A 12,324-nucleotide genomic window follows, 5' to 3' on the forward strand; every position below is an offset into this window, starting at 1 on the left:
TTAGAGGTTTCTTTTACATAAAGCGAATTTTCGTTCGCTTGGAAAATACATTCTTTGTTATAATTTGTTGTAGAGGTGAAGGATATGTCAAACAAACTTGAAACAGGTATTAAATATATGCAAGAAGGAAACTGGGAAGAAGCAGCTAAAAATTTCACAGAAGCAATCGAAGAAAATCCGAAAGATGCGCTTGGATACATTAACTTTGCGAATTTATTAGATGTATTAGGTGATAGTGAGCGAGCAATTGTATTTTATAAACGTGCATTAGAATTAGATGGTAAATCTGCGGCTGCTTATTATGGCTTAGGAAATGTATATTACGGTCAAGAGCAATTTGCAGAGGCAAAGGCTGTATTTGAACAAGCGATGCAAGCGGGATTACAATCAGCTGATGTAACATTTATGTTAGGTATCACGCATGTGCAACTTGGCAATGACCGCCTTGCGTTGCCATTTTTACAAAGAGCAACTGAATTAGATGAAAATGATGTAGAAGCTGTTTTCCAATGCGGACTTTGCTTCGCGCGACTAGAACATATTCAAGAGGCGAAACCTTATTTTGAAAAGGTATTAGAAATGGATGAAGAGCATGCAGATGCGTATTATAATTTAGGTGTTGCGTACGTATTCGAAGAAAATAACGAGAAAGCTCTTACTTTATTTAAGAAAGCGACTGAAATTCAAGCAGACCACTTTTTAGCTGGTAATGGTATTCGTTTATTGGAGCAAGAAGCTGAATAAAGTGAAATTATAGTTTAATGCGCAGTTACCCCTCATCTAAAGATTGTGAAAGAGGTGGGGGATGTACTGCCCATTAAAGTGAAAAGAACTCGGAAAGGAGAGGAAATATGGGAAATCAACATGCAATGGATTTGTTTGAGGAAGAAAAAAGATTTATAAAAGCGCAAGTTCTTCATACCATTTTCCACAACGAAGAAAACCTCTATTCCGTTGTCAGTATGAAAGTCATTGAAACGAATGAAACATACGACGAAAAAAAAGTAATGATAAACGGTCATTTTCCCCGTATGCATGAAGATGAAGTGTTTACATTAACAGGTCATTTTAAAGACCACCCAAAGTATGGAAAACAATATTTAGTTGAAACGTTTAAAAAAGAACTGCCACAAACAAAAGCAGGTATGGTGCAATATTTAGCGAGCGATTTATTTAAAGGGATTGGAAAGCGTACAGCCGAAAAAATCGTGGACCATCTTGGTGAGCATGCGATTTCTAAAATTATGGATGATCCGGATGCGTTAAGTGGTGTTGTAAACAAGCAAAAAGCGCAGGAAATATATGAGACGATTATTGAGCATCAAGGGCTCGAGAAAGTGATGAGTTTTTTAAATGGTTACGGTTTTGGAACAAAACTTTCTATTAAAATTTATCAGCAATATAAAGAGATGACATTAGAAGTGATTCGTAATAATCCGTATAAACTTATTGAAGAAGTGGACGGAATTGGATTTGGAAGAGCAGATGATATAGGGCGTGCAATCGGAATAACGGGCAATCACGACGACCGTGTACGTGCAGGGTGTTTTTATACGTTAGAGAATATTTCATTACAACTCGGTCACGTGTATATGGAAAAAGGTCAGCTTGTAAGAGAAACGATGTCACTTTTAAATAATCAAGAAGGCAGAGTGACTGAGGAAGATATTGTAGGCTGCGTTGAAATGATGCAAAGCGAAGGGAAAGTCATTATAGAAGAAGAGCGAGTGTATTTAGCTTCTTTATTCTATTCTGAGAAAGGCGTTGTAAAGTCAATTCGTCGTCTTATGAATCAAGAAGAAACCCCTGCATTCCCTGAAGCAGAAGTGTTAAAAACATTAGGAGAAATTGAAGAACAGCTAAAGGTACAGTATGCGCCGCTTCAGCAAGAAGCAGTTCAAACTGCACTTCATAAGCCGATGATGTTATTAACAGGTGGACCAGGGACGGGGAAAACAACAGTTATTAAAGGAATTGTTGAAATGTATGCGTCACTTCACGGAGTATCATTAAATCCGAATGAATATAGTGATGATAATCCATTTCCAATATTATTAACGGCCCCAACTGGAAGAGCGGCGAAGCGCATGAGTGAATCGACAGGACTTCCAGCTTGCACAATTCATCGTCTGCTTGGATGGACGCCAGAAGGATCTTTTCAGCGCAATGAAACAGACCCTGTACAAGGGAAGCTCCTTATTATTGATGAGTTTTCGATGGTAGATATTTGGCTTGCAAATCAGCTATTCAAGTCACTTCCGACAAATATTCAAGTTATCGTTGTAGGTGATGAAGATCAGTTGCCATCTGTAGGACCTGGACAAGTGTTAAAAGATTTATTGAATGCAGGTGCGGTTCCAACGGTCAAGCTTACAGAAATTTATCGTCAAGCGGAAGGGTCATCTGTTATTCAACTTGCCCATGCGATAAAAGACGGAACACTTCCACCAGATTTAGCGCAAAATAAAAAAGATCGTTCATTTATCAGCTGTGCAGGTGCTCAAATTGTTGAAGTTGTAAAAAAAGTATGTGAAAACGCGAAGACGAAAGGGTTTAGCGCAAGAGATGTACAAGTGTTGGCACCTATGTACCGCGGACCAGCAGGTATTAATGTGTTAAATGAAGCTCTCCAAGAAGTGTTCAATCCGAAAAAAGAAAAAAGTAAAGAAATTGCCTACGGTGACGTTGTATACCGCAGAGGTGATAAAGTACTTCAATTAGTCAATCAGCCGGAAAGCCAAGTATTTAATGGTGATATCGGAGAAATCGTTTCGGTGTTTTATGCGAAAGAAAACGTTGAGCAACAAGATATGATTATCGTTTCATTTGATGGGATTGAAGTAACGTATACAAAGCCAGATTTAAATCAAATTACACATGCATATTGCTGCTCGATTCATAAATCACAAGGTAGTGAATTTCCGATTGTTATTATGCCGATTGTAAAAAGCTATAACCGTATGTTACGTCGTAATTTAATTTACACGGGTATTACAAGGAGTAAGAAATTCCTTATTATTTGCGGGGAGGAAGCAGCGTTTCAATCCGGTGTGAATCGCCTTGATGATGCAATGCGTCAAACGACTTTAGCTGGCCGATTGCAAGAATCACAAGGAGAAGTGCAGATGGTGACGGTTAATGGTGAAGAAATGGACGTGGAAAACATTTCACCGTATGATTTCATGTAACAAGGTGAAATTATATAGTGAACCTTTCAAACGTATAACGTTGAAAGGTTCTAGCAATGTATAAATGAATGCAGTTTGGACATAATGGCGAATAGAATCTGGGAGACTGTAAGGAGATGAAAGCCATATGTTCAGTTGTCCAAATTGCAAAGGGAAAGACATCGGAAAAATAGGTGTCAACCAATTTTATTGCTGGAATTGTTATATCGAATTATCGGTTTCAAAGGGGAAAATCCATACACATCAAGTAGAGGAAGATGGTTCATTAAGCTCTCTTGATGATTTATTTGATGATAATGAAAGAACGATCGGATAACGAAAAGGGGGATTTACTTTGAATCTACGCAATTCATTAATCGCATTAGGTGTTGGAGCTGCAGCATATCAATATGCTCGCAAACAAGATGTATTCTCAAAACGCAATGTGAAAAAAGCACGTAAGATGATTAAGTCTTATTTATAAGGCGTAAAAAACTCCCTTTATGATAAGGGAGTTTTTTTATGCGCTTGTATGCAAATATAAAAGTCCGATTTCAGAGAAGAGATAAGATAAACCGTAGCATCCAACGCCAAGCATTCCATAATGCCATAAGTGCTTAGCTCTTTCCTTTCGTGAGGAACGAATAAAGAAGCCTTTCCAAATACCAAACCCGATACAAATCCATTCAAGAAGCATAAAAAGTGCGGATAATGCAAGCATAAATAAGATCATTATGAGCCCTCCTGATTATATTTTGACATTCTGTATTTTCAGGGGTGGTTGTCCTTATTATGTTAAATATATGTACGTCTTTAAAAAACAGTATGGTCTGTATAAAAAGATTTTAAAACTTTTGCACATAACCTAACCTATTTATTTTCAAAATAAAGATGGAGGAGGTTTTTCGTGTGAAGAATCTTAAAATCATTTGGATATATCGTTTAGGATTATTGTTACTCGTTTTTCTTTGTTTGCTCGTCTTTTTAAAAATTAAGCCACTATGGGCACCGATTATTTTTGTATTTAAAGTGGCGATCACACCGTTCTTTATTGCTTGTTTTATTGCTTATTTATTACACCCTTTAATTGAAAAAATCCATAAGGAAGGAATGCCACGCACACTTGCTATTTTGCTCATTTATATTCTTTTCTTTGGCGGAATTGGCTATGGAATTTATAAAGGAACGCCAGTTGTTATTAAACAGTTACAAGAAATTAATGAACAATTTCCACAGTTTACAAAAATGTACGATTCTTGGATGGATGGAGTTACAGAACAAACAGCGAATTTCCCATCATTTATTCATGAAAAGGTGAAACAAATTTTTGGTGGTGTAGAAACGAAGATTCAAGCGCTTTTAAATAAAGTCATGAGCACAGCTCGTGGTGTACTGGATTCGTTACTCATTATTTTCTTAATTCCATTCATTGTATTTTACATATTAAAAGATTACGGTGAGTTTTATCATATATTTTGGAAATTAGTCCCGAGTAAGTGGCGTAGTACGGGTCAAATGCTTGCGAAAGAAATTGATAAGTCACTCGGAAGTTATATTCGAGGACAGTTATTTGTTTGCTTAGTATTAGGGGGAGTATCTGTTCTTTCTTTTTGGTTTATCGGTATGAAATATCCATTGCTGCTCGGCATTATTATTGGGGTAACGGATATAATCCCGTACTTTGGTCCTATTTTAGGGGCGATTCCCACGTTGATGATTGCGGCAACGGTATCAACGAGTTTACTCATTAAGGCGGGGATTACAATTGCTATTTTGCAATTTTTGGAAAGTAACATTTTATCGCCTTACATCGTTGGTAAGTCGCTTCGTATGCATCCGGTTATTATTATGCTCGCATTACTAGTTGGAGGAGAGATAGCCGGGATTGTAGGATTGCTAATATCGGTTCCAATTTTAGCTGTTATTCGTACAGTGATCGTTCATGTGAGGCCTCTTTGGAAAAGAGAAGATATTTAAAATGAAAAGTAGATGCTTATGTAGCTAACGAAAATGTGTGTAGTACAATATAATTATTATTATCTACATTGACAAACTTAAGAGAATTCTATTATATTTAGTCATATAATACATTAAATCAATGACGGAACAAGTATGTTACAGTCCATTTATAGAGAGAAGCTTCCAATGGCTGAAAGAAGCTTTAAATGAAGGGTAACAGAAAGCTAATCCTGAGAGCAGCTAATCACTGCCGTCTTGCCACGTTACGGCACCATGAGGTGATGAATTGATTGTTATAATAATCAATTCATAATTAGGGTGGTATCGCGAGTTAACTCTCGTCCCTTTTATTAGGGGCGGGAGTTTTTTATATTTAAGGAGGAAAATACAATGAAACAACTAACAGGCGCACAAATTCGTCAAATGTTTTTAGACTTTTTCCAAGAAAAAGGACATGCAGTAGAACCAAGTGCATCACTAGTTCCTCATGAGGATCCATCTCTTCTATGGATTAATAGTGGTGTAGCGACATTAAAGAAATATTTTGATGGTCGTGTAATCCCACAAAATCCACGTATTACAAATGCACAAAAATCAATTCGTACAAACGATATTGAAAACGTTGGGAAAACGGCTCGTCACCATACATTCTTTGAAATGTTAGGGAACTTCTCAATCGGTGATTACTTCAAAGAAGAAGCAATTACTTGGGCTTGGGAATTTCTAACGAGCGACAAATGGATCGGATTCGATAAAGAATTACTATCTGTTACAATTCATCCGGAAGATGAAGAAGCATTCACAATTTGGAATGAGAAAATGGGTGTTCCAAAAGAACGCATCATCCGTTTAGAAGAAAACTTCTGGGATATCGGTGAAGGGCCAAGTGGACCGAATACAGAAATTTTCTATGACCGCGGTGAATCTTACGGTAATGACTTTAGTGACCCAGAATTATATCCGGGCGGAGAAAACGAGCGTTACTTAGAAGTATGGAACCTTGTATTCTCTCAATTTAACCATAATCCAGACGGTTCATATACGCCACTTCCTAAGAAAAACATCGATACAGGAATGGGTCTAGAGCGTATGACATCTATCGTTCAAGATGTACCTACGAACTTTGATACAGACCTATTCATGCCGATGATTGGTGCAACAGAATCAATTTCTGGTGAGAAATATCGTAATGGCGATTTAGAAAAAGATATGGCGTTTAAAGTAATTGCTGACCATATCCGTACAGTAACATTCGCTGTTGGTGACGGTGCTCTTCCATCTAACGAAGGCCGTGGTTATGTGTTACGTCGTTTATTACGCCGTGCTGTTCGTTATTCTAAGAAATTAAACATCAACCGTCCGTTCATGTTTGAATTAGTACCGGTTGTTGGAGAAGTAATGAAAGACTTCTATCCAGAAGTACTTGAAAAGAAAGATTTCATCGCAAAAGTTGTGAAGAATGAAGAAGAGCGTTTCCATGAAACACTTCATGATGGTGAATCAATTTTAGCTGAAGTAATTGCAAAAGCGAAAGAAGAAAAAACAACTGTTATTTCTGGCGTAGATGCGTTCCGCCTATACGACACGTACGGTTTCCCAATTGAATTAACAGAAGAATATGCAGAAGAAGCTGGTATGACAGTTGATCAAGCGGGCTTTGAAAATGAAATGGAGAAACAACGTGAGCGTGCACGTGCTGCTCGTCAAGACGTTGATTCTATGCAAGTTCAAGGCGGTGTACTTGGTGAAGTTAAAGTAGCGAGCGAATTCGTTGGTTACGGTACAGTTGCAACAGAAAGTAACGTTGTTGCACTTGTGAAAAATGGTGAGTATACAGATAGCTTACAAGCAGGTGAAGAAGGACAATTAATGCTTGATGTAACGCCATTCTACGCTGAGAGCGGTGGGCAAATTGCAGACCGTGGTTACCTTCTTGCTGACGGCGTGAAAGTTGTTGTAAAAGACGTACAAAAAGCACCAAATGGTCAAAATTTACACAAAGTTGTTGTTGAAGAGGGTACATTAACGAAAGAAGCGGCTGTAAAAGCTCTTATCGATACGAAAAACCGTAGTAGCGTTGTGAAAAACCATACAGCAACTCACTTACTGCACCAAGCATTAAAAGATATACTTGGAACGCATGTTAACCAAGCGGGTTCTCTTGTAACATCTGAACGTTTACGTTTTGACTTCTCTCACTTCGGTCAAGTACAAGCTGATGAATTAGAAAAAATTGAGCGTATCGTAAATGAAAAAATTTGGGAAAGTATTGATGTTGCGATTTCTCAAAAAGCAATCGAAGAAGCGAAAGAAATGGGCGCAATGGCATTATTCGGTGAAAAATACGGTGATGTTGTACGCGTTGTACAAGTAGGCGATTACAGCTTAGAGCTTTGCGGTGGTTGTCACGTTGATAACACAGCTTCTATCGGTATTTTCAAAATCGTTGCTGAGTCTGGTATCGGTGCAGGAACTCGTCGTATTGAGGCGGTAACTGGTAAGTCTGCATACGAATTAATGAACGATCAAGTAGGTTTATTAAAAGAAGCAGCAGGAAAAATGAAAACAAATCCGAAAGATATTTTAACAAGAGTTGATGGTTTATTTACTGAAGTAAAACAACTTCAAAAAGAAAACGAATCTCTTGCTGCGAAATTAAGCAATATCGAAGCTGGAAACTTAACTGATTCAGTAATGACAGTTGATGGCGTGAACGTATTAGCGGCAAAAGTAAATGTTGCAGATATGAACAACTTACGTACAATGATGGATGACCTTAAAAATAAATTAGAGTCTGCAGTTGTTGTATTAGCGTCTGTAAATGACGATAAAGTAAATATTTTAGCTGGCGTAACGAAAGATTTAATTAGTCAAGGTTACCATGCGGGTAAACTTGTGAAAGAAGTAGCTTCTCGTTGTGGAGGCGGCGGTGGTGGCCGTCCTGATATGGCACAAGCAGGCGGTAAAAACCCAGCGCAAGTAGAGGAAGCTTTAGCGTTTGTACAAGAGTACGTTAAATCTGTTTCAAAATAAAGAGATAGTAGTGTACAATGGTAGGGAGAGGAGAAGTTCTTCTCCCTATACTTACTACTTACAAGTGAGGTGCTTGAAATGGACGGTTTTGATAAGACAATGAAGTTTAGCATTCAAGATGAAAAACAGAGTGTCCATGTAAATGATGTACTTTTAACTGTGTATGATGCACTTCAAGAAAAAGGTTATAATCCGATTAACCAAATCGTCGGTTATTTATTAAGTGGAGATCCAGCATACATACCTCGCCATAAAGATGCACGAAGCATCGTTCGCAAGCTTGAACGTGATGAGATAATTGAAGAACTTGTGAAGTCTTACTTGAAACATCATCGTGAGGAGTAGTTTATGCGGATATTAGGTTTAGATGTTGGTACTAAAACAGTCGGTGTTGCAATGAGCGATGAGATGGGCTGGACAGCACAAGGGCTGGAAACAATCAGGATTAACGAAGAACGAGGCCACTTTGGTTTTGACCGTATTTCTGAGCTGGTAAAACAGTACAATGTGGACAAAATAGTAGTAGGTTTACCTAAAAATATGAATGGTACAATCGGCCCTCGTGGTGAAGCGTGCCAACAATTTGCAGAAAACCTGCGAAATCTGTTACAATTAGAAGTTGTAATGTGGGACGAGCGTTTGTCGACGATGGCAGCGGAACGTCTGCTCATTTCAGCTGATGTGAGCCGTAAGAAGCGAAAACAGGTAATCGATAAGATGGCTGCAGTCGTGATCTTACAAGGATTTTTAGATAGTAAATAAGAGGTGACCAAAATGGAAGAAAATCAAATTACAATTGTAGACGAAAAAGGAAACGAACATTTATGTGAAATTATTTTCACTTTTGATGCTGAAAAATTCGGCAAAAAATCTTACGTAGTCTTCTCTCCAATCGGTGAAGTAGACGAAGATGGAGACCAAATCTTCGATGCAATGGCATACGAGCAAAGCGAAGAAGAGGGTGGAACATTACTTTCAATTGAATCTGAAGAAGAGTGGGAAATGGTACAAGAAATGTTTAACACTCTTGCTGATGAGCAAGAAGAAGAATAGTAATGGATAAAAAGGCGAACTGTGTACACAGTTCGCCTTTTTTGTATTCATATGCAAAATGACAGATTTTTTGTCGAAACTACTTAATTGTTTATAGTATAATAAGACGGGTTGTATGAAAAAAGGCTTTAAATAAGTAGCTGTCACCGATTATTTAGAAATGATTGGTTTTGCTTTATGTTTGTAGGGCATTGTATAGAGGAAGTGTATACGGTCTACAATTAAATAAGGAGGAAGAATTTTGGTAGAGAATCAAGTGAAGAAGAAGCGTAGACGCATTTTTTTAATTTCGATTATCGCACTGCTTTTAGTTTGTGGATCAGTCTATGCGTATATTTCATCTGCATTAGGGCCAGTTGATAGTGGAAATAAAAAAGAGATTGAGGTAGAGATTCCAAAGGGGTCATCTACAAGTAAAATCGGTGAGATTTTAGAAGAAAAAGGTGCTGTGAAAAGCAGTACAGTTTTTAGTTTTTATACGAAATTTAAGTCGAAAAGCTTACAAGCAGGTACATATTTATTAAATCCTTCGATGAGTGCTAACGATGTCATTGAACAAATGTCATCTGGCAACGTACATCGTCCGGCTCTTTATAAAGTGACGATTAAAGAAGGAGCGCAAGTAAATGAAATTGCTGAAGTGATTGCGGCAGAATTAAAGTGGAATAAAGATGATGTTGTGCGTCAATTAAACGATAAAGCATTTATTCAAAAAATGCAGCAAAAGTATCCGAAGCTATTAACGGATAAAATTTTTGATAGCAACATTAAATATCCACTAGAAGGATACTTATATCCAGCAACGTATTCTTTCTATAAAAAGGATACGAAATTAGAAGAAATTGTAATCCCGATGCTTGAGAAAACAAATGCAATTATTGTTCAAAATGAGGCGAAAATGAAAGCGAAGAACTGGGATGTTCATCAACTTCTCACGTTGTCTTCACTTATTGAAGAAGAGGCTACTGGCTTTACTGATCGCCAAAAAATCTCTAGTGTTTTCTATAATCGTTTAGCGAAAGGCATGCCGCTTCAAACGGATCCGACGGTATTATACGCGCTTGGAAAGCATAAACAACGTGTATTATACGAAGACTTGAAAATAAACTCACCGTACAATACGTATGTTGTGAAAGGGTTGCCAGTTGGACCGATTGCAAACTCTGGTAAACATTCAGTGGAAGCAGCGTTAGATCCTGCGCAAACAGATTATTATTATTTCTTAGCTGCACCAAGTGGTGAAGTGTATTATGCGAAAACATTAGAAGAACATAATGCATTAAAGCAAAAATACATTACGAAAAAACAGTGAAATGGGGAGGGATAGCGAAAAGGGTCGCATATCCCTCTTTTTTGTGGTAAAATATATCGGGTTAAAAACTGGCAGAAGAATCGTTTTTAATATCAAAACGGGACGTACAAGCTAAGGGTGAAACTGGCTTGTATTTTTATTGCATTCTATGTGTGAAAAGACAAAGGTTGACGCGTCATAGAGGCACTTCTCCATGTAAATAAGGAGGACCAATTATGGAGGATGCAGTTAACGAGTACCTATTATCATTTATTGATCCAAAAGATAAATTAATTCTTGAAATGGAAGAGTATGCAACTGAAAACCATGTGCCGATTATGGATCGACTTGGAATGGAATTTATGCTGCAATTTTTACGTTTAGTTGGACCGGAAAGTATTTTAGAACTTGGAACAGCAATCGGTTATTCTAGTATTCGTATGATGCAAGCTATTCCGAACTCTCGCATTGTGACAGTAGAGCGCAATCGTGAACGATATGAAAAGGCACTTGAATATATAGAATGTTCCTCGGTAACAGACCGTATTTCTGTTATTTACGGTGATGCTTTAGAAACGGGCGAACAAGTGAAAGAACATGGAACATTTGATGTTATTTTTATTGATGCAGCGAAAGGGCAGTATCGTCGCTTTTTTGACTTATACGAACCGTTATTAAATCCTGGTGGCGTTATTATTTCAGATAACGTTATGTACCATGGTCTTGTGACGACAAAAGAGAAAATTGAAAATAGACGTACCCGTGGTTTGATTCGTCGTATTAAGACGTACAATGAATGGCTTATGAATCATGAAGGATATGATACAACGATTTTCCCAATTGGCGATGGAGTGGCTGTAAGTAAAAAGAGAGGGTGACAAAAGTATGAAGAAACCTGAATTGTTAGTAACGCCTAGAGCGGTGGCGGATATTGAACCTCTTGCGAAAGCAGGGGCAGATGCAGTAATGGTTGGTGAACAAAAGTTTGGTTTACGTTTGGCAGGAGAGTTTTCACGTGAAGATGTGAAACAAGCTGTAAACATTGCACATGAAAATGGTGTGAAAGTATACGTTGCAATGAATGCGATGTTCCACAATGATAAAGTAGAAGAATTAACGGACTATGTTGCCTTTTTAAATGAGGTAAATATAGATGCGATTGTTTTCGGAGATCCAGCGGTATTAATGGCTGTTCGTGAAGTTGCACCAAATATGCAACTTCACTGGAATACAGAAACGACAGCAACAAACTGGTTTACTTGTAACTATTGGGGGCAAAGAGGAGCGAAACGCGCTGTATTAGCTCGTGAGCTTAGCTTAGATGAAATTGCTGAATTAAAAGAAAATGCTGAAGTGGAACTTGAAGTGCAAATTCACGGTATGACTTGTATGTTCCAATCGAAGCGTTCACTAGTAGGAAACTACTTTGAGTATCAAGGGCGTAATCTCGACATCGAAAAGAAAAAGTATGAAGAGAATATGTTCTTATACGACCCAGAACGTAATAACAAATATCCAATTTATGAAGATGAAAATGGTACTCACATTATGAGTCCGAATGATATTTGTTTCATCGATGAGTTAGAGGAACTAATCGATGCTGAAGTCGATAGCTTAAAAATTGATGGTGTCCTAAAAAGTTCTGAGTACATTATTGAGGTGACGAAGAAATATCGTAAGGCGATTGATTTATGTGTAGAAGATCGTGATGCGTATTATGACGTGAAAGATGATTTATTTAAAGAGATAGAAGAAATACAACCGGTAAATCGTCCGTTAGATACAGGATTCTTCTTTAAAGAAACGGTTTACTAAACGAGG

The 12,324-nt window shown here is 37.7% G+C and carries 13 protein-coding genes and 1 other annotated feature; of the genes, 12 read left to right on the top strand and 1 reads right to left on the bottom strand.

Features of this window, described 5'->3' with window-relative positions; translation table 11 throughout:
• Positions 1-84: 84 nt before the first annotated feature.
• From ABH959_RS04820 to ABH959_RS04835, 4 genes are all read left to right on the top strand, one after another.
• Entirely contained in the window at positions 85-744 is a 660-nt protein-coding gene (locus ABH959_RS04820) for a tetratricopeptide repeat protein (protein ID WP_404492336.1), read from the top strand.
• 107 nt (positions 745-851) lie between these two features.
• Positions 852-3,188, top strand: coding sequence for an SF1B family DNA helicase RecD2 (gene recD2 / locus ABH959_RS04825; protein ID WP_201064345.1), 2,337 nt, complete (start codon positions 852-854; stop codon positions 3,186-3,188).
• A gap of 127 nt (positions 3,189-3,315) precedes the next feature.
• Entirely contained in the window at positions 3,316-3,504 is a 189-nt protein-coding gene (locus ABH959_RS04830; protein ID WP_002015288.1) for a hypothetical protein, read from the top strand.
• 18 nt (positions 3,505-3,522) lie between these two features.
• Positions 3,523-3,651: a YrzQ family protein gene (locus ABH959_RS04835; protein WP_002015286.1), complete on the top strand. Its 129-nt coding sequence runs from the start codon at positions 3,523-3,525 to the stop codon at positions 3,649-3,651.
• 36 nt (positions 3,652-3,687) lie between these two features.
• Here the strand turns inward: ABH959_RS04835 and ABH959_RS04840 are convergent, their stop codons facing one another.
• On the bottom strand, positions 3,688-3,900 hold the full coding sequence (locus tag ABH959_RS04840) for a hypothetical protein (RefSeq protein ID WP_002015285.1): 213 nt from the start codon (positions 3,898-3,900) through the stop codon (positions 3,688-3,690).
• Positions 3,901-4,058: 158 nt separating this feature from the next.
• Between ABH959_RS04840 and ABH959_RS04845 the strand changes: the two genes are divergently transcribed.
• The 8 genes from ABH959_RS04845 to ABH959_RS04880 all read left to right on the top strand — a co-directional run bounded on the left by ABH959_RS04845 (position 4,059) and on the right by ABH959_RS04880 (position 12,318).
• Positions 4,059-5,144 carry an AI-2E family transporter gene (locus ABH959_RS04845; protein WP_219303574.1) on the top strand — a complete coding sequence of 362 codons (1,086 nt, stop codon included), beginning with the start codon at positions 4,059-4,061 and terminating at the stop codon, positions 5,142-5,144.
• Positions 5,145-5,256: 112 nt separating this feature from the next.
• Positions 5,257-5,475: a binding site (T-box leader), on the top strand.
• 41 nt (positions 5,476-5,516) lie between these two features.
• Positions 5,517-8,159, top strand: coding sequence for an alanine--tRNA ligase (gene alaS, locus ABH959_RS04850; protein WP_002015283.1), 2,643 nt, complete (start codon positions 5,517-5,519; stop codon positions 8,157-8,159).
• A 78-nt stretch (positions 8,160-8,237) separates the two neighbouring features.
• Positions 8,238-8,504, top strand: coding sequence for an IreB family regulatory phosphoprotein (locus ABH959_RS04855; protein ID WP_000348591.1), 267 nt, complete (start codon positions 8,238-8,240; stop codon positions 8,502-8,504).
• Between the two features lie 3 nt (positions 8,505-8,507).
• On the top strand, positions 8,508-8,921 hold the full coding sequence (ruvX, locus tag ABH959_RS04860; protein ID WP_001221204.1) for a Holliday junction resolvase RuvX: 414 nt from the start codon (positions 8,508-8,510) through the stop codon (positions 8,919-8,921).
• A 12-nt stretch (positions 8,922-8,933) separates the two neighbouring features.
• Positions 8,934-9,212, top strand: coding sequence for a DUF1292 domain-containing protein (locus ABH959_RS04865; protein ID WP_002034112.1), 279 nt, complete (start codon positions 8,934-8,936; stop codon positions 9,210-9,212).
• 241 nt (positions 9,213-9,453) lie between these two features.
• Positions 9,454-10,524: an endolytic transglycosylase MltG gene (gene mltG / locus ABH959_RS04870; protein ID WP_113935629.1), complete on the top strand. Its 1,071-nt coding sequence runs from the start codon at positions 9,454-9,456 to the stop codon at positions 10,522-10,524.
• A 215-nt stretch (positions 10,525-10,739) separates the two neighbouring features.
• Positions 10,740-11,381, top strand: coding sequence for an O-methyltransferase (locus ABH959_RS04875; protein ID WP_012261742.1), 642 nt, complete (start codon positions 10,740-10,742; stop codon positions 11,379-11,381).
• A gap of 7 nt (positions 11,382-11,388) precedes the next feature.
• Positions 11,389-12,318 (top strand): peptidase U32 family protein, encoded by a 930-nt coding sequence (locus ABH959_RS04880; RefSeq protein ID WP_113935628.1) that lies wholly within the window; start codon positions 11,389-11,391, stop codon positions 12,316-12,318.
• Positions 12,319-12,324: the final 6 nt, after the last annotated feature.

Source organism: Bacillus sp. RC51, from assembly GCF_044908115.1.
GTDB lineage: Bacteria > Bacillota > Bacilli > Bacillales > Bacillaceae_G > Bacillus_A > Bacillus_A mycoides.

Excerpts from the sequence above, each read along its gene's own strand:
- alaS (WP_002015283.1), top strand. The coding sequence starts at position 5,517 with ATGAAACAACTAACAGGCGCACAAATTCGTCAAATGTTTTTAGACTTT.
- ABH959_RS04840 (WP_002015285.1), bottom strand. The coding sequence starts at position 3,900 with ATGATCTTATTTATGCTTGCATTATCCGCACTTTTTATGCTTCTTGAA.
- ABH959_RS04845 (WP_219303574.1), top strand. The coding sequence starts at position 4,059 with ATGGAGGAGGTTTTTCGTGTGAAGAATCTTAAAATCATTTGGATATAT.
- ruvX (WP_001221204.1), top strand. The coding sequence starts at position 8,508 with ATGCGGATATTAGGTTTAGATGTTGGTACTAAAACAGTCGGTGTTGCA.
- ABH959_RS04880 (WP_113935628.1), top strand. The coding sequence starts at position 11,389 with ATGAAGAAACCTGAATTGTTAGTAACGCCTAGAGCGGTGGCGGATATT.
- ABH959_RS04875 (WP_012261742.1), top strand. The coding sequence starts at position 10,740 with ATGGAGGATGCAGTTAACGAGTACCTATTATCATTTATTGATCCAAAA.
- ABH959_RS04865 (WP_002034112.1), top strand. The coding sequence starts at position 8,934 with ATGGAAGAAAATCAAATTACAATTGTAGACGAAAAAGGAAACGAACAT.
- recD2 (WP_201064345.1), top strand. The coding sequence starts at position 852 with ATGGGAAATCAACATGCAATGGATTTGTTTGAGGAAGAAAAAAGATTT.
- ABH959_RS04820 (WP_404492336.1), top strand. The coding sequence starts at position 85 with ATGTCAAACAAACTTGAAACAGGTATTAAATATATGCAAGAAGGAAAC.
- ABH959_RS04855 (WP_000348591.1), top strand. The coding sequence starts at position 8,238 with ATGGACGGTTTTGATAAGACAATGAAGTTTAGCATTCAAGATGAAAAA.
- ABH959_RS04830 (WP_002015288.1), top strand. The coding sequence starts at position 3,316 with ATGTTCAGTTGTCCAAATTGCAAAGGGAAAGACATCGGAAAAATAGGT.